Source organism: Variovorax glucosi (assembly GCF_051216695.1).
Lineage (GTDB): Bacteria > Pseudomonadota > Gammaproteobacteria > Burkholderiales > Burkholderiaceae_C > Variovorax.
This window is the reverse complement of sequence record NZ_JBPJZE010000004.1, coordinates 224,107-247,450: the sequence shown is the minus strand read 5'-3', so window position 1 is coordinate 247,450 and position 23,344 is coordinate 224,107. Positions and strand designations below refer to the sequence as shown.

18 protein-coding genes are annotated in these 23,344 nt (G+C 57.4%); 8 read left to right on the top strand and 10 right to left on the bottom strand.

What is annotated here, in order from left to right; all coding sequences use genetic code 11:
- The first annotated feature begins 113 nt into the window (after positions 1 to 113).
- Entirely contained in the window at positions 114 to 1,139 is a 1,026-nt protein-coding gene (locus tag ACSFA3_RS19560) for an SGNH/GDSL hydrolase family protein (protein ID WP_435507154.1), read from the top strand.
- On the opposite strand, the gene ACSFA3_RS19555 is transcribed toward ACSFA3_RS19560, so the two are convergent.
- From ACSFA3_RS19555 to rfbB, 8 genes are read right to left on the bottom strand one after another with little or no spacing between them, the layout of a single operon-like run.
- Positions 1,129 to 4,158, bottom strand: a complete 3,030-nt coding sequence (locus ACSFA3_RS19555) for a glycosyltransferase (RefSeq protein WP_435507153.1) — start codon at positions 4,156 to 4,158, stop codon at positions 1,129 to 1,131. The two genes, ACSFA3_RS19560 and ACSFA3_RS19555, sit on opposite strands and share 11 nt — an antisense overlap.
- On the bottom strand, positions 4,151 to 6,415 hold the full coding sequence (locus ACSFA3_RS19550) for a rhamnan synthesis F family protein (RefSeq protein ID WP_435507152.1): 2,265 nt from the start codon (positions 6,413 to 6,415) through the stop codon (positions 4,151 to 4,153). Before ACSFA3_RS19550 ends, ACSFA3_RS19555 begins: the two co-directional genes overlap by 8 nt.
- Before the next feature lie 30 nt (positions 6,416 to 6,445).
- The gene (locus ACSFA3_RS19545) at positions 6,446 to 7,873 is read right to left on the bottom strand and encodes an O-methyltransferase (protein ID WP_435507151.1); all 1,428 of its coding nucleotides are present in this window, start codon (positions 7,871 to 7,873) and stop codon (positions 6,446 to 6,448) included.
- A complete protein-coding gene (locus ACSFA3_RS19540) occupies positions 7,860 to 10,175 on the bottom strand; it encodes a glycosyltransferase (protein ID WP_435507150.1) in 2,316 nt (771 codons plus the stop codon). The genes ACSFA3_RS19545 and ACSFA3_RS19540 overlap by 14 nt, the downstream gene beginning before the upstream one ends.
- A gap of 55 nt (positions 10,176 to 10,230) precedes the next feature.
- Positions 10,231 to 10,776: a dTDP-4-dehydrorhamnose 3,5-epimerase gene (rfbC, locus tag ACSFA3_RS19535; protein WP_435507149.1), complete on the bottom strand. Its 546-nt coding sequence runs from the start codon at positions 10,774 to 10,776 to the stop codon at positions 10,231 to 10,233.
- Entirely contained in the window at positions 10,773 to 11,663 is an 891-nt protein-coding gene (gene rfbA / locus ACSFA3_RS19530) for a glucose-1-phosphate thymidylyltransferase RfbA (protein ID WP_435507148.1), read from the bottom strand. Before rfbA ends, rfbC begins: the two co-directional genes overlap by 4 nt.
- A gap of 45 nt (positions 11,664 to 11,708) precedes the next feature.
- Entirely contained in the window at positions 11,709 to 12,599 is an 891-nt protein-coding gene (gene rfbD, locus ACSFA3_RS19525) for a dTDP-4-dehydrorhamnose reductase (RefSeq protein ID WP_435507147.1), read from the bottom strand.
- Positions 12,596 to 13,666, bottom strand: coding sequence for a dTDP-glucose 4,6-dehydratase (rfbB, locus tag ACSFA3_RS19520; protein WP_435507146.1), 1,071 nt, complete (start codon positions 13,664 to 13,666; stop codon positions 12,596 to 12,598). The genes rfbD and rfbB overlap by 4 nt, the downstream gene beginning before the upstream one ends.
- Positions 13,667 to 13,994: 328 nt before the next feature.
- Here rfbB and ACSFA3_RS19515 point away from each other — a divergent pair, with 328 nt between their 5' ends.
- The 7 genes from ACSFA3_RS19515 to ACSFA3_RS19485 all read left to right on the top strand — a co-directional run bounded on the left by ACSFA3_RS19515 (position 13,995) and on the right by ACSFA3_RS19485 (position 20,156).
- On the top strand, positions 13,995 to 15,422 hold the full coding sequence (locus ACSFA3_RS19515; protein WP_435507145.1) for a mannose-1-phosphate guanylyltransferase/mannose-6-phosphate isomerase: 1,428 nt from the start codon (positions 13,995 to 13,997) through the stop codon (positions 15,420 to 15,422).
- Complete coding sequence (gmd, locus tag ACSFA3_RS19510) at positions 15,419 to 16,549, top strand: GDP-mannose 4,6-dehydratase (protein ID WP_435507144.1); 1,131 nt, start codon at positions 15,419 to 15,421, stop codon at positions 16,547 to 16,549. Before ACSFA3_RS19515 ends, gmd begins: the two co-directional genes overlap by 4 nt.
- Before the next feature lie 78 nt (positions 16,550 to 16,627).
- A complete protein-coding gene (locus tag ACSFA3_RS19505) occupies positions 16,628 to 17,059 on the top strand; it encodes a phasin family protein (RefSeq protein ID WP_435507143.1) in 432 nt (143 codons plus the stop codon).
- A gap of 663 nt (positions 17,060 to 17,722) precedes the next feature.
- Positions 17,723 to 18,178 carry a hypothetical protein gene (locus tag ACSFA3_RS19500; protein WP_435507142.1) on the top strand — a complete coding sequence of 152 codons (456 nt, stop codon included), beginning with the start codon at positions 17,723 to 17,725 and terminating at the stop codon, positions 18,176 to 18,178.
- Between the two features lie 106 nt (positions 18,179 to 18,284).
- Positions 18,285 to 18,959: a TetR/AcrR family transcriptional regulator gene (locus ACSFA3_RS19495; RefSeq protein WP_435507141.1), complete on the top strand. Its 675-nt coding sequence runs from the start codon at positions 18,285 to 18,287 to the stop codon at positions 18,957 to 18,959.
- A gap of 122 nt (positions 18,960 to 19,081) precedes the next feature.
- Complete coding sequence (locus ACSFA3_RS19490; protein WP_435507391.1) at positions 19,082 to 19,867, top strand: tetratricopeptide repeat protein; 786 nt, start codon at positions 19,082 to 19,084, stop codon at positions 19,865 to 19,867.
- Between the two features lie 31 nt (positions 19,868 to 19,898).
- The gene (locus ACSFA3_RS19485) at positions 19,899 to 20,156 is read left to right on the top strand and encodes an acyl-CoA-binding protein (protein ID WP_435507140.1); all 258 of its coding nucleotides are present in this window, start codon (positions 19,899 to 19,901) and stop codon (positions 20,154 to 20,156) included.
- On the opposite strand, the gene ACSFA3_RS19480 is transcribed toward ACSFA3_RS19485, so the two are convergent.
- Both ACSFA3_RS19480 and ACSFA3_RS19475 read right to left on the bottom strand, forming a co-directional pair.
- Positions 20,142 to 21,278: an aminopeptidase gene (locus tag ACSFA3_RS19480; protein ID WP_435507139.1), complete on the bottom strand. Its 1,137-nt coding sequence runs from the start codon at positions 21,276 to 21,278 to the stop codon at positions 20,142 to 20,144. The two genes, ACSFA3_RS19485 and ACSFA3_RS19480, sit on opposite strands and share 15 nt — an antisense overlap.
- Positions 21,275 to 23,323, bottom strand: a complete 2,049-nt coding sequence (locus ACSFA3_RS19475; RefSeq protein ID WP_435507138.1) for a molybdopterin-containing oxidoreductase family protein — start codon at positions 23,321 to 23,323, stop codon at positions 21,275 to 21,277. Before ACSFA3_RS19475 ends, ACSFA3_RS19480 begins: the two co-directional genes overlap by 4 nt.
- Between the last annotated feature and the right edge of the window lie 21 nt (positions 23,324 to 23,344).

Below are 23,344 nucleotides of genomic sequence, written 5' to 3'. Positions count from 1 at the left end.
GTCATCACGGGCACTGCCATTGACGTACAGGGAATCGTTTGTTACCGACACGCTAATGCGGCGACACAAGATAGTATTGAGCGTCATTCAATTCGAACCCATGGAATATTACCGTGACGGTCATCCAAAACATCCAAATTTCCAGATCCGCTCAGACGGAAAAAATACTCGTCATTGGCTTCAGCGTAACAGAGATGCCCAGCAGCTACTTTCCGATCGCACAACGGACTGCACAAACTCAGAATTTGGGAATAGAACTTAGAAAGTGCGGAATTGGCGGTATTACAACAGAGAGTCTTCCGTATTTCATCGACCATGTTCTCGACCGCCATCCTGACTGCACCCGCGTCGTTTTTGAGATAGCGACAAGCTATGTGCGACAGGTATATCAGCAGCACGCCGCCTATAACAATGCTTATCATCGGGAAATATGGCAGCACGTTGAAAGACTTATTCTTGCCTGTCATGAGCGCGGCAAGGAAGTGGCGTTCTTCAATCTTCCAAGAGCCGACGTCAATTATGCGGACGACATGCTCGAATCGATCATTTTAAAAGTCTGCTCAGTCTATTCAACGCCTGTACTTTCGCTATCGAACGATTTTTTTCTGCAGCAAGTCGACATCCCCTCGCTTCTAGTAGATGAAGTTCATCCCACGCCCCTGGGTGCTCAGCTGTATGCGGAGAAGCTCTTGAGCTTCTTGGGGATCTTGGGAGCACCTCAGGTGCGCAGGGGATCGCAACCAACTAGGCATCGCTACAACGCGTTGGACATCGGTCATTTCGCGGAGGACAGCAAGCGCAAATTCTTGCGCCATGGCTTCGAAGCCGACTATGCGCTTGTTCAAGAAGGAAAGCCACTCACCGTCAATTTGGGGAGCCAACAGAAGATCGAAGGATTTTCAGTCCTGTGCGGACCTAGAAGTGGCATGCTGACAATGACAACAGACAAGAAACGTGACTTCTTCTGTTACGACGAACATTGCTATTACGAGAGGATGATGACATCTGTTCAGCCGCTGGGAACAACCGGGACTGTCACTTTCGAGATTCAGCCCGACATTCCCCAGACCAAGCTCCTCAAAGGCGAGAAAGATCTGCGGAGTCGCGAAATCGGAATATTCTTCCTGTTTACTGAGTAATTCTCGGCGGCCAAGCGAGACCGAAATCTTCTATCGAGAGTGTAAGATTCGGGTTGTAGAAAGGATCAAGTTGCAATGTATCACCCCAGCGGGCTTGCATATACTGAATTTCTTTATTAAAGCGTTTCTGCTTCTCCGGAGCGACGTCGTCACCGCGCGTTGCCGATTCGTGATGGTAGAGCTGCGCGTAGGGGGTCCATACATTGCGCAGTCCCGCCTCACGCAGCCTAAGGCAGAAGTCGATGTCGTTAAAGGCGACCTTGAGATGATCTTCGTCTAGGCCACCGACCGCCTCATAATGCTCCTTACGCACCACAAGACAAGCGGCTGTGACCGCTGAAAACGACTGGATCAAGTCGGCGCGACCGAAATATCCCAACTGCCCTTTCGGAAGCGTCTTGTGGGCGTGGCTGGCTACTCCGCCCATACCGAGCACCACTCCACCATGCTGGAGGGTATCGTCCGGATACCAGAGCTTCGCTCCGACCGCGCCAACACCTGGCTGCAGCGCGATCGACACCATTTCGGAAAGCCATTCCGGGGAAATCACTTCGATATCGTTATTGACCAGTGCAACAACGGCACCAGCCGACATGGCAACCGCTCTATTGTTCAACGCAGAATAATTGAAATCGCGATCGTCACGAAGTATCCTGATGCCTGACTTCCTCGAAATAATCTCGAAATACTCAAGTGCCTCTACATCGTCTGATCCGTTATCCACGATGACGATCTCGTAATTTGAGTAATCCGTCAACGCGATGATGCTCTCGACACACTGCCGTACCAGAGCAAGCGCGTTTCTCGTGGGAATAATGATCGACGCGAGCGGTTGTTCGACCGGCAGATCGTAGTGCGCCCGATAGCCATGACCAATGAACTCAACGCGGCCCCGAATGCCGGTCCGCTGGAAATGAGAGTTCAGAGCGCGCTCGCCAGCGATTTGAGCATAGGGTTTTGCATCGGACGAACCGGCAGTGCTTTCCGAGTGCACACGCCAGTGATAAAGAATACGTGGAATATGTACCACCTGCCTTGGCTCAAGATGCTCGATACAGCGGAGAACCAGATCGTAATCTTGCGAACCTTCCATTCCCAGCCTGAACCCACCTACCTCGAGCATCAGCGTAGCTTCGAATACCCCAAGATGCGAAAACATGTTCTGTGAATAAAAGAGATCGATATTCCAGTCGGACTTGAAATAAGGCTCCTTACGTTCGCCTCGGACGTCGATCTTGTCTTCGTCCGAATAAATCAGCCGAGCCGTCGGGTTGGCTTGAATGGCCTCGGCAACATGAAACAAAGCATGCTCAGGCAGCAGATCGTCGTGGTCCATCAACGCTATCCACTGCCCAGTAGCCAGTGCCAATGCACTGTTTGAGGCAGCCGATATATGACCGTTCTTCTCTCTATAAACGACCTTGATGCGCGAATCCTCCCTCTCGAACTGCTGCAGGATGCTGCGGCATTCAGCGTTTGGAGAGGCATCGTCAGCAATACAAAGTTCCCAAAAAGGGTAAAGCTGGGCTTGAACCGACCGTATCGCTTCCGCCAGCCAGACAGGGTTGGGGTTGTACGTCGGCATGACGATGGAAATTAAATGCTTATTGGTCATCCCCTCGATGCGACGACGCATCGAGACTCTTTGAAAGTCGTCCAACGTATCGTACCGAAGTACCCAGTCTACATAGTCGTTCAACGGTCTGGACGAAGCTTTCAGATGTTCGCGCATTCCTGAATAACCAGACTCAATGAAAATTTGATATCCACGTGTCAACAATGGCTTGATGCCACCATGGCGCTCACGCAATGTGGAAAGGTGCCGCGCTTTTACCGATGTTTCAAGGATTCGGTCTTTGACCCACCGCAAAGGTTTGGTCGCGCGCCAACTGCTGGATTCGTAAATCGCTCGGATTTCTTCCGCATGTACAAACTTTGTACGCTCCAACGCCTCTGCGGCTTTGGTGAGTGCGAGTTCCAACTCGGCAATTCGAACGGAAGACCGCCTTGCCGCAACCTCCGCTACTGCGAGCTGGCGACTCAACGCAATGGTCTCGAGCGTTTTCGGGTCGCCCTGAACTTTCGGGGGTTGTATCAAGTTTGAGTACTCGTTATAAATTGAAATTTCGCCATTTTTCGGCACCGGCTTTCCATCCAAACGTTCCAAAAGCCCACGTATCGTCAACTCTGGATCAAACGAATAATGATCATCAAGGCCAGCCTGAACATCGGCGCTGATCCGCGTCAGTTGCCGCCTCATTTCGATTCGAGCCGCGACCTCGCGGTAGATCGAAATCTTGCTGGCTGAAAGCATGTCGTCAGTCCAAATGGAATTGCTGCCATCGGTCTTAAAATAGTAATCGCCAATGAAGCTGCCGAGCAGTTCAAAGTCCGCGGGCGCGTAGGCACATATTCTTAGCAGAAAATCGTAGTCCTCTTCCCAGTTTAAAGCGGTATCGAAAGCCAGTATTTCTTTCGGCAATCGGGCGCGATCTATCATATACGAATGAATAGGACAAAAATTCCCGCGGATCAAATCGAAAAGCCCAGAACCCGCAAATGGTGCCTTTACAGGTCCGACAACGTTCACAAAATCGGTGTAAACATCCACTTTAACGGTCCGGACCGACGCAAAAGCGATAGCAGCACTCGTATTTTCGAGGCGCGACATAAGCGTTTCATAGGCTTGTGGATACAGCGTATCGTCATAATCCAGAAATGCAACGTATCGACCGGTCACCGCGCCCAGCCCAAGATTTAGCAGTTCGGTCCGTGCATCCCTTGGAAACTCAAACTGCCAGTTAACGATCGTGAGGGCTGGCGCACCGAAAGTCGAAAGCATCGGCTCAAATGCGGCGCGTAATCGATCCTGTTCGTCCACCGAAAAGCGCTGCGTTGCGAGGATGATATGAACATTTGAGTGTGTCTGACCGATCAGCGAGAAAATGCAACGCTCAAGCTCCATGATCCGGCTACCGTCATGGAAACGAATAATGCAGTCAACTTGTGATTCATTCATCACGCGGACCAACGTACGAAGCAAAGCGACCTAGATTGTCTACATCCGCATAGGGAAACCATTCGGATGGAACAACAACTGGATCAATGGAAGCCAAATCAATGCCCATGGCGCTCGACTGCTTCGATGCGAAATGTTCAGACTCTTGTGACTGTCCCCATTTGCGCGCCAGATAAATAGTTGAGCGACGCCGCTCGATCTCTTCGGAGACGTTAGCCTCAGCGATGAAGTGTTTTTTTCGCGCCAATAGGAAGAGCGCATGCGGACATCTCTTTAAAGACAGGCCTGCGGCGCGCGCGCGCCATGAAAGATCGGCGGCTGCAAATGGATCGGAGAGTTGCTCGTCGAATCCTCCAAGCAGCTCATAAGCCACACGGGAAACCATCATGCATTCCCCCGACATCGAAGCTACTTCAAAATCGAACACGCCGTACGGCTCAGGGTCCGCCTCGGGAAACCTGATCGCCTCGACTAATGCCTTGTCATGGTTCGCCGCAAGCACGCGAATCAGGGCCGTTGCTGCAGAGGGATGCATCACGCCCTCGGGATTCAGCGCCACGTAATGGCTCGCACCATTGGAAAATGCGGCTTTCATCATGCTATTGTGAATAGCAGCCTCACCAATTCCACTTATCTCATCGATGACTTCGACGGATGAATTTTTGAGGGTCAGATCTATTATCTTGGCTGCGCTACGGGGAATATAGATCGATGTAGCGGCGACTTCAAGACAATTTGAGAAGGAAGTCTTCGCCGCGTCGATCGCTCGGCGAACATCGATACGGGAATGGTTCCTGATCGAGAGCCCAATCGCGACGCGCTTTTTAACTTCAGCTTCAAACAGCCGTGTGCAATGGCCTGAAGAGTGCCGCTGAATACGAGTTATCAACGCATTAGTAGGATGGGCTACAGCCGTCTGCTTCTCAAAATGCGATCTAGGCTCATCAGGCGCTAGCAATGATAGAAAATTTGCATCTATCCATTCTTTCAGCATTGCCGGAGTTTCGACAAAATCAATCCGGGGCGTATTTTTATAAAACTCGACTTGCGCAACCTTTAACCAACGAAAACCCGCTTTCTCGCAGATGAAGTAATAAATTCGCTCTATGGCCTGAGAAGCAGACGCGGAAGCCAAACCATCCAAATTCTCGAAGTCATCTGCCGTCAGCTTCAATTTCAACAACGGCGCCAATGCTGCCGAGCGAGCCCAGAACATTGAACCCGAAGGAAAGTCCAGTTTGCTGGAATGATTCAATGCGATGCCCATCTGCCTTGCGAGCAATTGACCGATTTGAAAACTTTCGCCCCACCCGAGTTGTTGGCGTTTCGGCTCAAAATGCTGCACGCCCACCATCCCCAGATCAGGTGCTTTGTCCATCAATGACAAGATGTATCTTGCCGAGGAGCCGTTTCCGACCAGCGTTTCCAGTAAAAACTGTCGCCAAGGTGCACCTTGCAGCGCAGCATCGGTTCGCAATCCGTGAAGGTACAGGATGTACGTATATTCTGCATACACGTTCTTGAAGGTGGTGAGTCGGCAAACGCCCTCGCCGCCGCTGTTGTCCGCAACGCGAACATCGACTTTTCCTCCGGAAAATCCTTGAAACAACATCTCAAGTTGTGCTGCATGAAACACGCTAGACGTTGAAATATAAACGTCTATTTTTTCATCGATGCAATCTAGATAACGTCGGCATTCGTTAGCAAAATCTGCATTCTCAAGATGAATGATCGCGGCTATCCGGGTTTCGTCGTGCTGCAACGTTGGGGCAAATGAAAGCGGCAATGCAATGCTGGCGTCGGTCGATGGGTCGCGAAACAGCTCTGCAGGTGGTGCACATGTGGTGCCAACGCTGGTTGAGCTTGATAACTTGGACGAGTCGCCTGGGGCTGCACCGTTGTCCAAGTGTCCTTGGTCAAGAAATGCGCGCAGGCCAGATGCCACCGCGCGCAATCCTTTGCCGAGCCATGGAAAAGATGCAAACAAATGGCGAACTGGGGCGGTCAATCGCCAAGACACACTGAATCGAACGGCCTCGATTTCTGCAGACAGTCGACGGACTTCGGCACGCTGGACTTCAAGCTCGGTGGAAACGGCGCTAAATTGCGCAGACACGATATGTGCCTGCAGAGCCTCCTCCTGTGCTCGCTGCAATGCGAGGATTGAATTCAGAAGCGCAGTTTCAGCATCGACTTTCAACGCTTCCGGGAAAAGAGCGCGGTTCTCGGCCGAAGTCAATTCTGGATCTGATGCCATTACCTGCTATTCGTCGAGCAAAAGCTCAGCCTATAGATTCTGTAATCCGGGTTTCGTTATTTCGGATTCGAGACGTAGTATGTTCAAACGTGCGCTTGGAGCTAGGTGCGACAACATTTTTAGTCCGCGGGAGTTCTTTAATTCGCCAATAATTCGGAGGACCACTTCTTTGTCATAGGACGGCAGTGTCTGGACAAAGCGAAGGCTGGACGAATGCAACCCAACGCTTTTCGGCTCTCCTTCAGTTTCATGCAGTCGCTCTCGAAGATGATGGATCTGGCGGACCAGTTGAAGGGCATGAGCTCGCTCCTCGACCAAAGCGCGCCCGACCTCCAGTCTTTCTCGGGAATCTTCGTCCGTCCGGTCAGCGTGAGTTGCAAGTCGTTCAAGCAAACTCTCAAATTCCTGATGTCGGGCAAGCAGCAATGCAATATCTGGCACAAAGCGGAGATAGGCATCAGCTTGAAGGTGTGGCGACAGCTTTCGAATAAATCCTTCGGCAATGGGAATCCATTCCGCGGATCCATCATCAACCGGCACTGGCTCTAGAGCAGGTTTGATCTCCGCTTCAATTTCTGGCTCAGAGTCAGCGATCGGCAACTCAGTGGCCTGTTCTGCAAGCAGTACATCGTACTTTTCGGCTTTTCCCAACGCTTCACGAAGGAGCACGTCCAGTTCGACAATGCGCCAGTCTCGCCAATCTCCTCCGCGAAGCAAATCGCAGGCATCGAGCTCTTGTATCATTAGACGCGTAAGAACGCAGACCCCGCTTTTGGATCCATCCTCGAGATTGGATGGGAGTGCAGGAAAGTAGATGCGATAGCCCTTTGTCTTTAAAAACTCAATAAGGTCGATGGTAAGCGCCCGTCCAGGACCATAATCATCGTACTTGTACCCTGGGTCCCCAGGCACTCTAAAGTCATCGATCGCAATAATTGCTTTTACACCTGACTGATCGATAATTTCAAGCTCGCGCGCCAAGGGGAGATCATCCTTCCAATGTGCGTCGAGATAGATGAATAGTTGATCGTCATGCGCTGTGTTATCTAGCGAGCGAGTTAGAAATTCGCGTGAATCCAGCAGACTCAGGGTTACATTTGAATACTTTGAAAGTCTATTTTGCGCTTGCAACAGATAGAGCTTCTCAAGTTCGCACGTAGCGATGGGTCCAGCGTAATGTTCCGCAAGCCACTCCGTGGTAATTCCGCGAAACGTCCCTGTTTCGAGAATCCCATCAAATTTAGAGACGCCTAAGATTTGCTCAAATATTGCTTTCCGTCCACTTTGTCCATTTAGCGGCCCGCCCCAGCACATTTGCAGATCGTCAGAGAGCAGTTCCACATCGGCTGCGAGTTCTACGAGCCGAGTTGCATCGGCGGCAAGACCTTGCTCGTTTGCTTCGCGAGAAAGGCGCATGATCCGCCAAGATATTTCGTTGAATTCGTTAACTTGGCTCATAAGCTTTCTTACTTACTGCATCGAGCAGTGTCACATAACTTAGTTTCGCGAGATATACGCCCAGATCGCGCGAGTCGTTTCCCGTCCCAGCGGCTAACGGGTTGAATAAATGTTCGCAACGCACGGTAATGAAAAGTGCATGCATTACGCTCTGAAATTCAATGTCTTTCTCCACAGTAATAGAAGTCCAGTTATCAACTCGACCTCTGAAAAAATCCTGTCCGTTAATGTCGATAGCGACAATTTGGTTTGGCAACTTACTGGATCCTGCGGCACTAAAGGTCAGCCTCACGGTCATCGTCTTTGCACTTTCCTCAAGTCGGACCCGAAGCATTGCCTTCTTAGCGCTAGACCATATGCCATGAGTTTCTGCGCCGTGGAAACATAGCTGGCGGTCAAGCGGCAAATAGTTACTCGAAAGATAATGCTCCTCCCCAGCCGGGAACGTAGCCGGCATAAGAGGCCAGGATTGAGCGGCCATACCACTTAGCATGAGTCGCATCGCCTCGAAGGTTAGTCCATTGCAAAACTGCTCGTTTGCTAGCCGCAACAGTAGTTTGTGACCTTCACGCTGCCAGCCTTCATCTTGTACGTTGAGCATGGAGTTACCCTTACTCGTCGAACGCCAATGCCAGAACGCCGTTGGCGTACCGCTAGATTTGAACGCGCGCTTCCTTGCAAGCATCAGATAAAGGTACATATCCTCGCCAACGACCAAGAATGGATCTTGAAGCAGTCGCGTATCAAGGCATTCAGAACGCGCAATGAAACTGTTCGAACCGATGAAGTTTCTCAACCCGACAAGGTTGGCCAAATTGAATGAATCAAGAAATACGAGATCTTTGCGCTCTGAAATTTCAATTTCAAGGGGACCCTGGAAATTTGGAGCAGAAATAAAGTCGCCAGCATCTTCTTCTACTCGGATAAGTCCACTATAGTAAAAATCGTGATCAGGAAACTCAAGTGCGCTAGAAAGAAGAGTTGGGAGATGCTCTGGCGAAAAAGTATCGTCGTCGTCCTGATTCGCGAAAAAGGGCGCGGTTACATTCTGGAGGCCAGTCCACAGTGCGGTACTTCGGGCACCATTATCAGGTGAGCGAAGATACTGAATGGACACACGTGAGGTGGCCTCCTCAGCGGCAACCTGGCGTACATCCTCACGCCCTTTGTAATCGACCAGCAATATCTTGTAGGTTCCGAGCGTTTGCGACGTTACGCTGCGGATAGCACGTCGCAGCAAACTTAGGTCGCGACCACCGGTACGTATGATCACATCGACAAGTGCAGGGGAACGTCCCCTAGATTTTCCAGACACATGAGCCCGCGAAAATTTAGCAACTGCAGCAGTTAGTTTCGTTGCTGCGGCTGCTTTTGCCGAAGCAACGAACGCGCAGCATTTCTCGAGTTGCTTTTCAATCGAGTACGTTTCCTTAAGGATGTCATGACAGCATCGGGCCATCTGATTGGCAAGTCGCGGGTTATCGTTTGCCCACTTCACGATACGCAGAATCTCTGCTGCATTTTCTTCGGGCGGCGCAGACATGTTGAGGTAGAAAGCGCTGTTACCCAGCGTCTCCCGGGCAAAATCAATCCCATCTGAAATGATTAAGCAGCTTGCAGCAGCCGCCTCGAACAAGCGCATGGAAGGCGTATTTGCGTGGTAGTGCTCCTGTTTATGAATGCAAAGTGCAATTCCATGACGAGCAAGTGTTTCAGCAACCGAGTTCCCATCAAACGCGACTGCCCCACGATAGGATTTTGGATAACTGTTCCAGCTCCCCGACGGTCCATAAAGATTCAATTCGCCAGCGTCACTTAGAGCCTCAAGCAGCTTGTTGTGCCGAAGCCCATCCCAATGCACACCAAAATAGACAAGCTCGAACGGTTCGGACGCCGCCCGTGGCCGAAAGTCTGTTGAGAGCGCGGTTGGAAGAAAGTTGAAGTCGGAGCGTGGTTTTGAAATTCCGGTAGCGAAATCGAGATCATCTAAAAATCTGCCTACCGAAGGAGCGCCTACCAAGCAGGCGTCATAGCTCCTAATTGATCTTACGCGCCTTGCGTCCCTATTAAAAAACTCTGGCGGACTCCAAAGCGCGCCTACAGTAAAAAAAGGAGTCAGCTTTGGCGTGAACTCGTGCGTGACCAGGACGAAATCTGGCTGACACTCGTGAATATCGTCGGAAGTGACGACTTCATAGGCACGGTGCCCAAGCCGATTTGCTGCCTTTATGAATCGGGTGATGTATTCGATTTCCGCTGAACCCGAAAAACGAGGAAACCCGTTGACTACCGCAATATCCATTGACTAAACCTCTCAAACTTCAAATAGCGAGTTCTTACGACCCGAAGCCATCGATTCAGAACAATTCAGCCGCCGCAAAGGCCTGACCGTCCAAGTCCTTCGCCGACAGCACTGGCTCACTTCCACATAAAGGCCAATCGATTTCGATTGCGGAGTCGTTCCACAGAATGCTTCTCTCGTCTTCGGGCGAATAGTATTCCGTGACCTTGTACAAGAAGTCAGCGCTTTCGCTTAGCACCAAGAATCCGTGTGCGAGTCCCGGCGGCACCCACAGCTGGTTGTTTTTCTCGTCGCTCAACTCGACGCCAACCCACTTGCCGAAGGTTGCCGAAGATCTGCGGATGTCGACCACGACATCGAATACAGCGCCACGCGTCACCCGTACAAGTTTTCCTTGTGGCTTTCGGATCTGGTAATGAAGACCCCTGAGCACGCCCTTTGACGATCGTGAATGATTATCCTGGACGAATTGCACATGACGCCCAACGATTTCATCGAAAGCTTTGTTATTGAAGCTTTCGAGAAAGAAACCTCTCGAATCCCCAAAGACCCTGGGCTCAAGAATCAGAACGTCGGGAATTGCAGTGTTCGTGACCTTCATGCACGCACGCCTTCCGCAAGCAAATGGTTGAGGTATTTACCATAGCCATTTTTCTGCAGCGGTGCCGCCAATCGAGCCAGCTGTTCTTTGTCAATGAAGCCTGCACGCCAGGCAATTTCTTCCGGACAGGCAATCTTCAGCCCTTGGCGATGCTCCAGCGTCGCAATGAATTGACCGGCTTCAAGCAGGCTTTCATGCGTGCCCGTATCGAGCCAGGCGTATCCGCGCTGCATGATCTGGACATTTAGTCTTCCCATGTCGAGATAGGCCTGATTGACTGCGGTGATTTCATACTCCCCACGAGCGCTACGCTTCACGGATTTTGCGATGTCTACAACCTGATTGTCGTAGAAGTACAAACCGGTTACTGCATAGTTACTTTTCGGCAAGGTCGGCTTTTCCTCGATGCTGCTGGCTTTGCCGCCCGAGTCGAACGCCACTACGCCGTAGCGTTCTGGATCGAGTACGTGATATGCGAAGACGGTGGCGCAATCGTCTTGCTTGTCTGCTTCTCCCAGCAAGGTCGCAAAATCGTGCCCGTAGAAAATGTTGTCGCCCAGAACCAGTGCGCTCGGCGCGTTGCCGACGAACTTCTCGCCGATCACAAAGGCCTGCGCGAGGCCGTCTGGGCTGTCCTGTACCGCGTACTGGAGATTCATCCCCCACTGGCTGCCATCGCCGAGCAGTTGTTGAAAGCGCGGCGTGTCCTGAGGCGTGCTGATGATGAGGATGTCGCGGATACCGCCGAGCATCAGTGTCGTCAGCGGGTAATAGATCATCGGCTTGTCATACACCGGCAGCAATTGCTTGCTGACCGCAAGCGTTGCTGGATGCAGACGCGTGCCTGAACCGCCAGCTAAGATGATACCTTTGCGTTGCGTTGTCATTTAGTTCTTGTCTTTTCTATTTGCTGGACGGTTCAATAGGTTTGTTCAATGCGTCTCGCGCAACATGCGCGCAACGCCAGCCTGCCAATTGGGCAAAACCAGTCCAAACGTGGACTGCAGCTTCGATGTGTCGAGCCGTGAATTCTGCGGCCTGCGCGCCGGCGTCGGAAAAGCGCTGGTCGGCACTGCGTCTACAGCGCCGGGCGCAACCTTGAGTTCCTGTCCAGCCGCACGCGCCTGATCCAGCACGAAGCTCGCATACCCATGCCAACTGGTTTCTCCGCCAGCCACTAGGTGATAGAGCCCCGCCTTCTCAGGCGCGCGGAGCGTGTCGCGAATCGCGTGCGCCGTGACGTCGGCCAGCAATTCCGCGCCGGTGGGTGCGCCGAATTGATCATCGATCACGGTCAGGCGGTCGCGTTCCCGGGCGAGCCGAAGCATCGTCTTGGCAAAATTCCCTCCGCGAGCCGCATAAACCCAGCTCGTCCGGAAAATCAGGTGTCGCACGCAATTCGCCGCAACCAATTGCTCGCCTTCGAGCTTGGTGCTGCCGTAAACGCTGAGCGGACCCGTCGCATCCGTTTCGACCCACGGCTTGCCACCGCTGCCGTCGAATACATAGTCGGTCGAGTAATGCACCATCAGTGCGCCGATTTGCTGCGCAGCCTTTGCAATGACGCCGGGTGATGTGGCGTTCAGCGTGCGTGCGAACTCGGGTTCGCTTTCCGCCTTGTCGACAGCCGTATGCGCTGCAGCATTGACGATCACGTCGGGCCGCACCATAAGCACGGTTTCGGCAAGCGTTTCGGGACGGCTGAAATCCGCAGCGAAGTCGGTGCTGTCGAAATCGAGCGCGACCAGTTCGCCGAGCGGCGCCAGGCTGCGCTGCAACTCCCATCCCACCTGCCCGCCCTTTCCGAGAAGCAGCAGCTTCATGCAGCGACTTCCGCGTCGTACTGCTTTTCGACCCAGGCGCGGTAGGCGCCGCTCTGCACATTTCGCACCCACTCGCCGTTGCTCAGATACCACTCGACCGTCTTGCGAATACCCGAATCAAACGTTTCTGCCGGCTTCCAGCCAAGTTCGCGCTCGAGCTTGCGCGCGTCGATCGCGTAGCGGCGGTCATGGCCCGGACGATCGGTGACATAGCTGATCTGTTCGCGGTAGCTTTTGCCATCCGTGCGCGGCTGCAGTTCGTCGAGCAGCGCGCAGACGGTGTTCACGATGTCGATGTTCGGCTTTTCGTTCCAGCCGCCGACGTTGTAGGTCTCGCCCAGACGCCCGGCTTCGAGCACGCGGCGGATCGCGCTGCAATGGTCCTTGACGTAAAGCCAGTCGCGCACCTGCATGCCGTCGCCGTAGACCGGCAGCGGTTTGCCGGCGAGCGCGTTGACGATCATCAGCGGGATCAGCTTCTCGGGAAAGTGATACGGGCCGTAGTTGTTGGAGCAGTTGGTCGTCAGTACCGGCAATCCATAGGTGTGATGCCAGGCGCGCACAAGGTGGTCGCTGGCTGCCTTGCTCGCCGAATACGGGCTGTTCGGCTCGTACGTGTGCTCTTCGGTAAAAGCCGGATCGGTTGCGGAAAGCGAGCCGTAGACCTCGTCGGTCGACACATGCAGAAAGCGGAAGGCAGTCTGCTCGTCGGCCGGCAAGGTCTTCCAGTGGCCGCGCACCGATTCGAGCAGGCGAAAGGTGCCGAGCACATTGGTCTGCACGAAATCGTCCGGTCCGTGGATCGAGCGGTCGACATGCGACTCAGCCGCGAAGTTGACGACGGCGCGCGGCTTGTGTTCGGCAAGAAGGCGGTCGAGCAGCGCACTGTCGCCGATGTCGCCCTGTACGAAGATGTGCGACGGGTTGCCCTTGAGCGACGCAAGCGTCTCAAGATTGCCTGCGTAAGTGAGCTTGTCGAGATTGACGACCGGCTCGCTATTTGCAGCAAGCCAGTCGAGTACGAAATTTGCGCCGATGAAGCCAGCGCCGCCGGTAACCAGGATCATGGGAGTCTGTATCCTTTTTTTGTCTGAGCAAGGCTGCATCGCGCAGCAAATGACGGATTATCCACAGCCGCACTAGAAGAAAAAAATATGCAAATTGGTGCTTATCCTTAAAGATAGTCTTCGTTTGAAACGTTCTGTGTACGCGTTTCGCCTCTTATTTCACGCTTTCGCCCGACTCGACGGTTGGCACGTATCGCGGTAGGCTAGTCAGCACTTGCAATATTAAGTTACATTCTGCGACTGCTTTAGTTCTCACGTTCCTTGAGGGTTTGACATCTCACCCCCTAGGATCACGCACCTTTCTCCAATCATTGCCGCTTCTTACATCATGACCACCTCCATTCATCCTGTAGTCCTCTGTGGCGGCAGCGGTACGCGTCTCTGGCCCCTGTCGCGCAAGGCGTTGCCGAAGCAGTTCGCTCCGCTGATAGACGGCAAGAGCCTGCTGCAGCTGACGCTCGAGCGTCTCCGCTCGCTCAACGCCAACATCACCTGCGTCGCTTCGGACGACCATCGTTTCCTGGTTCAGGAAGCGCTCGAGTCCGCGAAGGTCACGGGTAAGCAGATCCTCGAGCCGGTAGGCCGTAATACCGCAGCCGCCATGGCCGCGGCTGCGCTGCTCGCCGGCCCGGATGATCTGCTGCTGTTCGCACCGGCCGATCACCACATCCCCGACGCCGAAGCGTTCGCCAAGACCGTGCGCGCCGGCATTCCTGCGGCGCTTGACGGCCAGATCGTCACCTTCGGCATCGTTCCGACCTTTCCAAGCACGGCCTACGGCTACATCGAGTCCGGCGCAGCGCTGGAAGGTTCCGAAGGCAACGTGGTTCAGCGCTTCGTCGAGAAGCCGACGGCCGAAGTGGCCGAGTCGCTGCTGCTGAAGGGCGGCTACTACTGGAACGCGGGCATCTTCCTGGTGCGCGCCGGCACGCTCATCGAAGCGCTGCGCGAACAGGCACCCGACATCCTGGCTGCCTGCCAGAAAGCCACCGCATCGACGGTGCCAGACGGCAATTTCCTGCGTCTCGATCGCGAAGCCTTCTCGGCCTGCCGCAGCGAAAGCATCGACTACGCGGTGCTGGAGAAGCACGGGAAGATCGCCGTCGTGAAGTTCGAAGGCGCCTGGAGCGACGTCGGCAGCTGGAACGCTGTCGCCAATCTCTACCCCGCCGACGATTCCGGCAACCGCCTGAACGGCATGGCCAGCGCGCTGAACGCCAGCAACACCTTCGTGCACGCGCCGCTGCGTCCGGTGGTGGCCCTCGGCACCGAAGACCTGATCATCGTGGACACGCAAGATGCCGTGCTGGTCGCGAACGTCAAGTACGCGGAGCAGGTCAAGGATGTCGTCGCGATGCTGAACCGTGAAGGCCGCAGCGAAGCCATCGAACACCGCCGCGTGGCGCGTCCGTGGGGCGCCTACGACGGCGTCGACTCGGGAGAGCGCTTTCAGGTCAAGCGCCTGACGGTCAAGCCGGGCGCCAAGCTGTCGCTGCAGATGCACCACCACCGCGCCGAGCACTGGGTCGTCGTAAAGGGCACCGCGCTGGTCACCCGCGACGAGGAGACCGTGATGGTGCGCGAAAACGAATCCGTCTACATCCCGCTGGGCACCGTTCACCGGCTGGAAAATCCGGGCAAGGTCATGCTGGAAGTGATCGAAGTCCAATCCGGCGGCTATCTCGGCGAAGACGATATCGTTCGCTACGACGATACCTACGGTCGCGTCACCCCCATCAACGCTCTCAAGAAATGACTACTCCCTCCAAAAAAGCACTCATCACCGGCATCACGGGCCAGGATGGCTCGTACCTTGCCGAATTCCTGCTGGAAAAGGGCTATGAAGTCCATGGCATCAAGCGCCGTGCGTCTTCCTTCAACACCGAACGCATCGATCACCTGTACCAGGATCCGCACGAAGCCAATCGCAACCTGCACCTGCACTACGGTGACCTGACCGACACCAGCAACCTGACGCGCATCGTGCAGCAGGTTCAGCCGGACGAGATCTACAACCTGGGTGCGCAGAGCCACGTGGCCGTGAGCTTCGAAGCGCCGGAATACACCGCCGACGTCGACGCGATCGGCACGCTGCGACTGCTCGAAGCCGTGCGCCTGCTCGGCCTGCAGGACAAGACGCGCTTCTACCAGGCCAGCACCAGCGAGCTGTACGGCCTGGTCCAGGAAATCCCGCAGCGCGAAAGCACGCCTTTCTACCCGCGCAGCCCTTACGGTGTGGCCAAGCTCTACGCCTACTGGATCACCAAGAACTACCGCGAGGCCTACGGCATGTACGCCTGCAACGGCGTGTTGTTCAACCATGAGAGCCCGCGTCGCGGCGAAACCTTCGTGACGCGCAAGATCACGCGCGGCATGTGCAACATTTCGCAAGGCCTGGACAAGTGCCTGTTCGTCGGCAACCTGGACGCGCTGCGCGACTGGGGCCATGCCAAGGATTACGTCCGCATGCAGTGGATGATGCTGCAGCAGGACGTCGCCAAGGACTTCGTGATCGCCACCGGCGTGCAGTACAGCGTGCGCGACTTCGTTCGCAAGTCGGCTGAACAGCTCGGCATCGAACTGGACTTCGTCGGCACGGGTGCTTCGGAGAAAGCCATTGTCAAGGCCGTTACCGGTGACAAGGCACCTGCCGTGAAGGTCGGCGACGTGGTGGTGCAGGTCGATCCGCGCTACTTCCGTCCGGCTGAAGTCGAGACGCTGCTCGGCGACGCGACGATGGCGAAGGACGAGCTGGGCTGGATCCCGGAAATCACGCTCGACGAGATGGTGGAAGAAATGATCGCCAGCGATCTGGAGTCGGCGCGTCAGCATTCGCTGCTGAAATCGCACGGCTACAAGGTTTCGGTCAGTCAGGAAAACTGATTCGCACGCCCTCGCAGCAACCCGAAGGGGCGCGCACGCATCGTGTGCGCCCCTTTTTCACATAGGAGCACGCAAGTCATGACCCCCGAAGACGACAAGTCCACAGACCGCATTAAGGACTCCGCCCAGCAGATCTGGCTTGCCGGCCTGGGTGCTTTTGCCAAGATGCAGCAGGAAGGCAGCAAGGCTTTCGAAGCGCTGGTGAAGGACGGCGTGGGCATGCAGAAGAAGACGCAGCAGGCCGCCGAGGAAACACTCGCACAGGCACAGGCGCGCATGGCGGGACTGGCCGGCGACCTCGGCAACAAGGCTGCAGGCGGCTGGGGCAAGCTGGAGAACATCTTCGAGGAGCGCGTGGCCCGCGCGCTGGCAAATCTCGGAGCGCCGTCGGCGGAAGAGTTCGCGGCGCTGCAGGCGCGCGTGGAAGCACTGGAAGCGCAGTTGAAGGACGCCGAGCAGACGCTCGATGCCTCCCGGCCGCAACGGACGCCTCGCAAGCCGGCCGTTTAGGAATTTTCCGATCGGATCGATCGACGTTCCGGAAAACACTTCCGACATTCGCGCAGATGCGCTTTTTCAGGATGCTCCCGGCCGTGACTCATTCCAGCAAACCCATATCTCCGATCCCGACTGCCCAGCCAAAACGTTTTGAGTCGACCGTCGACACCAGACATAGGCCGCAGTTCAGACGTGTCGGCGACCAGGGCGAAGCAGCCACGAGGAACAATGACAAGCAACCCATGGGATGGCTCAGGCGGCATCTCGGAGGCCCGAACGTCCGGCATTTCGACGTAAACGGGAATGCACCGCGTGGTGAGCCACCAACAGGTCGAACTCTGTTCCAGGAAATTCGTCAGCCGATCCCGGTCAGCGCACAACGATTCGAGCCACTTGCAGAGCAACCTCGTCGCTATTCGGGGCCTGAGGTAAGGCAGCTTCATGTCTATCTGGAAGCAGAGAACGAGCGTGTCGAATATCGACAACTCGGCGTCCCGCTCGCCCCCCTGCACAACCTCCATGTAGGCCAGCCCCCTCACATGGCACCGGGTGTGATGACGTACATGAGTGGCTGGGCGCCGAGCAGTCCGATCCATCATCAGACACCCCTCGTTTACGCCGAGCAGCCGCATTACCCCGGTTACGTCCCGTCGCGCTAATAGGACGACTCCTCCAATGAAAGCCATTTACAGAAAACCGGGTCAACTCAATCACTCTGACTCCTCGATAGTCCACCACAAGAACAACGCCGGTCCGGCCGACAAACATGCGTTGGGCATTTGGATAAGAGAACATGTAGCCGGCCCGGTCGCGCACCATGCGCATCAGATCGGTCGGAGCGTGAGGCAGACGGCCCGCCTGTTCGGCAATCGACAAGCCACTGCCGGGCAAGCGGCTCAACCACAATCTGCCGCGCTTTCGCAGAACACCCCGCTGCAGCCCGTCCCGTTTCTTCGAGTAGGCGATCCGGCAATCAGGATGCAACCTCCGAGGCTCTATCAGGGACAGTGGGTTCGAGGTCAACCGCCCGTCTACAACGAAATCCCCGTCATTTACGTCCAGAACATACCTCAGCCGCCCGTATTGAGTTCGGTAAGCAGCCAGCACGACGATCTGATCACTTACTTCTGATCCAGCCTTAAGACCAAGGGCTTACCCGCCAAAGACCGTTTGTCGGTCGCCGGACGGCAGAAGTTGCGCTAGAGTGCCTCAAAGAGACAAGAAACGGGGCTCCCTGATGGCCAAGAAAGCGCCTAGACGCACCGCCGAGCGCATTCTCGAAGCGGCGCTCGACCTGTTCAATCGCTTCGGCGAGCCCAATGTGTCGACGACACTGGTGGCCGGCGAGCTCAACATCAGCCCCGGCAATCTCTACTATCACTATCCGGCCAAGGACGAATTGATCAACCGGCTCTTCGAGAGCTACGAGCGCGAACTCAACGAACTGCTGCATGCGAGCGAGGGCGTGCACGATGTGGAAGACGCTTGGTTCTTCATGCACAGCCTGTTCGAGCTGCTGTGGCGCTATCGCTTCCTGTACCGCGACCTGAACGACCTGCTGAGCAAGAACCGGCGTCTCGAAAAGCAGTTCCAGCTGGTGCTCCAGAACAAGACGACTGCGATTCGCACCCTGTTCGACGGCCTTAGCGAAGCCGGCCATCTCGACATGCAGGCATGCGAGGTCGACACTCTGGCGCAGAGCATGGTGGTCGTGCTGACGTACTGGCTGAGCTACGAATACGTGCGCAATCCGCGCGAGGCGCTGGAGCCTTCGCATGCGCAAGCTGCACTGTTGCGCGGCGCGCAGCACACGCTGCACCTGATGGCACCGTACCTGGCGCCGGCGCAGCGACGGCACCTGTTGACCCTCGGCCGGGCCTATGCCGGCGAAGACCTGGCGCTCGAGGCCTGAACGACTCCCCGGAGACTCACAGAAAGAGGTTGCGCATGCAGACACGCGAACAGACTCAAGAGCGCCAGTCGAGTGCCGCTTCTTCGGCTCCTTCAGCTTCCCCCGCCTATCCGGCCCACTGCATGCGCACGATTCCGTCCGTCTGGACGCCGATGCCCTACGACGACGTGGCCGCCGTCGAGCCCGACCACCTCCTGCCGCGCTGGAAGCGCCTGCACGCAGGCCAGGCGCTCCCTGCGCCGCCGCCAGGACCGTTGGTCGATGGCTGGGCCCTGTACCACAGCGGCCAGTTCCAGCGCGCCGCAGACATCGGCCTGCAGCACGGCTCCGCCGGTCTCACGCTCGCCAACCAGGCGACCGCCATCTATGCCAACTACATCGAACCGCACGAGGCGGCGCGGCTGGCGCTGTTCATGCTGGTGGCCGAGCGCGCGGGGATGCAGGCCGTCGAGGAGCCCGACAACTGCCATGCGCTGTACTGGGAAGCCTATTCTCTCGGCCGTTACGCCCAAGGGATCAGCGTGGCGCGGGCGCTTGCGCAAGGACTTGGCGGGAAGGTGAAGCAGACGCTGGAACGTGTCGTCGCGCTGGAACCGCGCCATGCCGATGCGCACATCGCGCTCGGCGCCTTTCATGCCGAAGTGATCGACAAGGTCGGCGCGCTGGTCGGCAACATGACTTACGGCGTGCGCGCAGAGACGGCTGTCGCGATGTTCGAGCGCGGCGTGGCCCTCAATCCGGATTCGGCCAGCGCCTGGATGGAATACGCACGCGGACTGTTGATGCTCGATCACGAAGCGCATGCCGAAGAGGCGACCCGGCTCTACGAGAAAGCTGCTTCCCTCCCCCCGGCGGACGCGCGCGAGCGCCTCGACGTCGAACTGGCACGCGCGGGCTTGTCCGACTGATGGATCGCGACGGCGCCGTTACCATTTCCGCATGTCAGACCTGCAAACACTCTTCGATGCCGCACAGGCGAATTCCAAGCTTCTCGCCGAACGTCCGGACAATCCGACGCTGTTGAAGATCTACGGCTTCTTCAAGCAGGCGACCGAAGGCGACAACACGGCCAAGCGGCCCAGCTTCAGCGACTTTGTACCGCGCGCGAAGTGGGATGCGTGGACCGCGCAAAAAGGCCTGTCTTCCGACGAAGCCAAGCAGAAGTACATCGACCTGATCGACTCATTGCGCGGGTAAGGCGGCCCCTCGCGGATCGCGTGCAGGCTTCGGCGTCGCAGCGCTGCCGTCCCGGACCGGCCCTCCAAGAGCGACCATCGCCAGATGCCGCTCTTCCTTCGACATCGAGGCCAGACGTTTGACATCTGCATAAAAACGCGTCCATTCGCCGTCGTCGCGCGCGAACAGCGCTTCGAACGCGGGTACCAGATCGTCGTAAGCGGCTTGAGCACCGAAAGTCGCGTTGTTGGCGCGAGCGACCCAGCCGTCGTAAGCCGCCTGCCGGTTTGCCGGCCAGCCTGCACGCAGCGCGGCGTAATCGGCGCGAAAGTCGCGCATCGCATCGGCCTTCATCGTCTCGACCACGGCCCAATCCTGCGCCTTGGCTTGCGGCGAGTCGTACACCGCCTGCAGCTTGCGGCGCGTGGCAAGCGTCAGCGCCCTGAATTCACGGCGCCGGCCATCGAACTGCGCATATTCGGCTCGCGCCGCGTCGCTCGCCCGCGTACGAAGCCAGCGTTCGCCGCCGATCCGCTCGACCGCCGTCGCGAACGACTCGTTGAACAGCGTGTCGCCGGCCGCATACGCCATCTGATGCGCCAGCTCGTGAAAGATCAGCCGCGCCAGTTCGCCTTCCGGATAGTTGATGAAAGTGCTCAGCAGCGGATCGCCGCCAGCCCAGTTCAGCCAGCCGAGCGTCGAATAGGCCGGCACCGGATATACCGCGACTTCGAGCCCCGTCGCGCGTTGCGCCTCGGCTTCTGCCCGCGCGTCGGCATCGTTGTAGTAGCCGCGATAGCCGACACAGCCCGCCACCGGAAAGCACCAGGTCTTCAGTTTCAGCGAATACGGCGGCGCGGCGACGACGTTCCAGACTGCGGCAGTGCGATGCAGATCGGCATAGCCCGTGTAGCTGCGGTTGTCCGGCAGGCCGAGATCGGTCACGGCGAAACGGCGGATGCGCTGCGTTAGCTCGAGCTTGGCCTTGAGCGCGGGCGACGTCGCCGGGTCTTCGAGCCATTCGGGCACCGGGCGCGCGGCTCGCATCAGATCGACGTGACCGCTTGCGGACTGCCAGTAGTAGCCGAGATCGGCGCATCCCGTGAGGCCGAGCGCGAGCAAGGCGGCGAACAACGCCTTCATGATCCGGCGGGCTCGACTTCCACCAGGCAGTCGTAGAAAGTCGGCGCGCGGCCGATGTCGGTCAGGCGCTGGCTGGTGAGCTCGTTGACGTTGGTGCCATCGAAGCCGAGTTTGCGCCACCAGATGCCCAGCCCGTGCACCACGCCTGGCCGGGCGCGGCGCGAGACTTCGGCGCGGCAGCGATGCTCACCACGACCGTTGAAGACGCGCACCATCGAACCGTCGACGATGCCGCGCGACGCCGCATCGGCCGCATGAATCTCCAGCAACGGCTCGCCTTCCATCGCGCGCAGGCTGGTGACGTTGACGAAGGTCGAGTTCAGGAAATTGCGTGCCGGCGGCGAGATCATGGCCAGCGGAAACTGTGCCGAACTGCCGATCGATTCGTAATTGGGCAAATGGTCGGGCAAGCCGTCCTGGCCCATCGCGGTCAGCCGGGCGCTGAAGAATTCGCAGCGGCCCGACGGCGTCGGGAAACCGCCCTGCGCGAAAGGCGCTTCGGGCTGGTTCACGCTGGTGAAACCTTGCGCTTCGAGCTGATCGATGTCGATTGCACCCGGCGCGAAGGCGCTGCGGCACAGCGCCTCGTCGTCGTCCGCGAAGCACGGCTCGTCGAAACCCATCCGACGCGCGAGTTCGCCGAAAACCCAGGCGTTGCTGCGCGCCTCGCCGCGCGGCGCGACGGCCGGCTTGTTGAGCAGCACATCGGTATGGCCGTAACTTGTATGGATGTCCCAGTGCTCGATCTGCACGGTGGCCGGCAGCAGGTAGTCGGCGTAATCGGCGGTGTCGGTGCGGAACTGTTCCAGCACGACGGTGAACAGATCGTCGCGCCCGAAACCGGCCGCGACGCTGCCCGAATCCGGCGCGACCGCGACCGGGTTGCTGTTGTAGACCACCAGCGCCTTGACCGGCCCTCCCCCCGACAGCGCACCGGCATCGCCGGCCAACGCATCGCCGATGCGGCTCATGTTGACGGTGCGCGGCTGGCGGCCGGCCAGCAGATCGGGCCGCTGCAGCGCTGCGCGATCGACCGGGAACGCGCCCGACGCGCTCAGCAGCATGCCGCCCGCCCGCTCGCGCCAGGCGCCGACGAGCGCCGGCAGGCACGCCACCGCGCGAACCGCGTTGCCGCCGCCGCGCACGCGCTGCATGCCGTAGTTGAGCCGGATCGCAGAAGGTTTGGTGGTGCCGTAATCGCGTGCCAGGGCGACGATCTGCGCTTCCGGCACGCCGCAAACGGCGGCGGCACGCGACGGCGGCCATTGCAGCGCGCGTTCGCGCAGCGCATCCCATCCGAGCGTGTGCTGCGCGATGTAGTCGTGATCGAGCCAGTCGTTCGCGATCAGCTCGTGCATCAGCGCCAGGGCCAGTGCGGCGTCGGTGCCGGGCAGCAGTGCGATGTGCTCGTCGCACTTGTCGGCGGTTTCGGACCTGCGCGGGTCGATGCAGACCAGCTTCGCGCCGGCACGCTTTGCGGCCTGCGCATGGCGCCAGAAATGCAGGTTGCTGCCGATCGAATTGCTGCCCCAGATCAGGATCAGTTTCGATTCGGCGAAGAACTCGACCCGCATGCCGAGCTTTCCGCCCAGCGTGTAGCCGAGCGCCTCGCCGCCGGCCGACGAGCAGATCGTGCGGTCGAGCAGCGATGCGCCGAGCTTGTGGAAGAAGCGCCGGTCCATCGATTCGCCCTGCACCAGCCCCATCGTGCCGGCGTAGCTGTAGGGCAACACCGCTTCGGCGCCATGCGCATCGACCACCGAACGCAGCCGCGCGGCAATGTCGTCGAGTGCCGTGTCCCAGGACACCGGCTCGAAATGACCACCGCCCGTGGCCCCTTTGACGCCGACGCGCCGCATCGGCTGCAGCACCCGCTCGGGATGCAGGCAGCGCTCCAAGTAGCGCGAAACCTTCGCGCAGAGCACGCCGCCGGTGTGCGGATGCGCCGAATTGCCCTGTAGCTTGATCGCAACGCCGTCCTGCACGGTGGTGACGAGCGAGCAGGTGTCGGGGCAGTCGTGCGGACAGGCGCCGAGGACAGTCATGGTGGCGGAGGAAAGCGCTTG

What these genes read in the sequence shown, in the direction of transcription:
- ACSFA3_RS19555 (WP_435507153.1), bottom strand. Translation starts at nt 4,158, where the DNA reads ATGAATGAATCACAAGTTGACTGCATTATTCGTTTCCATGACGGTAGC.
- ACSFA3_RS19550 (WP_435507152.1), bottom strand. Translation starts at nt 6,415, where the DNA reads ATGGCATCAGATCCAGAATTGACTTCGGCCGAGAACCGCGCTCTTTTC.
- ACSFA3_RS19545 (WP_435507151.1), bottom strand. Translation starts at nt 7,873, where the DNA reads ATGAGCCAAGTTAACGAATTCAACGAAATATCTTGGCGGATCATGCGC.
- ACSFA3_RS19540 (WP_435507150.1), bottom strand. Translation starts at nt 10,175, where the DNA reads ATGGATATTGCGGTAGTCAACGGGTTTCCTCGTTTTTCGGGTTCAGCG.
- rfbC (WP_435507149.1), bottom strand. Translation starts at nt 10,776, where the DNA reads ATGAAGGTCACGAACACTGCAATTCCCGACGTTCTGATTCTTGAGCCC.
- rfbA (WP_435507148.1), bottom strand. Translation starts at nt 11,663, where the DNA reads ATGACAACGCAACGCAAAGGTATCATCTTAGCTGGCGGTTCAGGCACG.
- rfbD (WP_435507147.1), bottom strand. Translation starts at nt 12,599, where the DNA reads ATGAAGCTGCTGCTTCTCGGAAAGGGCGGGCAGGTGGGATGGGAGTTG.
- rfbB (WP_435507146.1), bottom strand. Translation starts at nt 13,666, where the DNA reads ATGATCCTGGTTACCGGCGGCGCTGGCTTCATCGGCGCAAATTTCGTA.
- ACSFA3_RS19515 (WP_435507145.1), top strand. Translation starts at nt 13,995, where the DNA reads ATGACCACCTCCATTCATCCTGTAGTCCTCTGTGGCGGCAGCGGTACG.
- gmd (WP_435507144.1), top strand. Translation starts at nt 15,419, where the DNA reads ATGACTACTCCCTCCAAAAAAGCACTCATCACCGGCATCACGGGCCAG.
- ACSFA3_RS19505 (WP_435507143.1), top strand. Translation starts at nt 16,628, where the DNA reads ATGACCCCCGAAGACGACAAGTCCACAGACCGCATTAAGGACTCCGCC.
- ACSFA3_RS19500 (WP_435507142.1), top strand. Translation starts at nt 17,723, where the DNA reads ATGAAAGCCATTTACAGAAAACCGGGTCAACTCAATCACTCTGACTCC.
- ACSFA3_RS19495 (WP_435507141.1), top strand. Translation starts at nt 18,285, where the DNA reads ATGGCCAAGAAAGCGCCTAGACGCACCGCCGAGCGCATTCTCGAAGCG.
- ACSFA3_RS19490 (WP_435507391.1), top strand. Translation starts at nt 19,082, where the DNA reads ATGCGCACGATTCCGTCCGTCTGGACGCCGATGCCCTACGACGACGTG.
- ACSFA3_RS19485 (WP_435507140.1), top strand. Translation starts at nt 19,899, where the DNA reads ATGTCAGACCTGCAAACACTCTTCGATGCCGCACAGGCGAATTCCAAG.
- ACSFA3_RS19480 (WP_435507139.1), bottom strand. Translation starts at nt 21,278, where the DNA reads ATGAAGGCGTTGTTCGCCGCCTTGCTCGCGCTCGGCCTCACGGGATGC.
- ACSFA3_RS19475 (WP_435507138.1), bottom strand. Translation starts at nt 23,323, where the DNA reads ATGACTGTCCTCGGCGCCTGTCCGCACGACTGCCCCGACACCTGCTCG.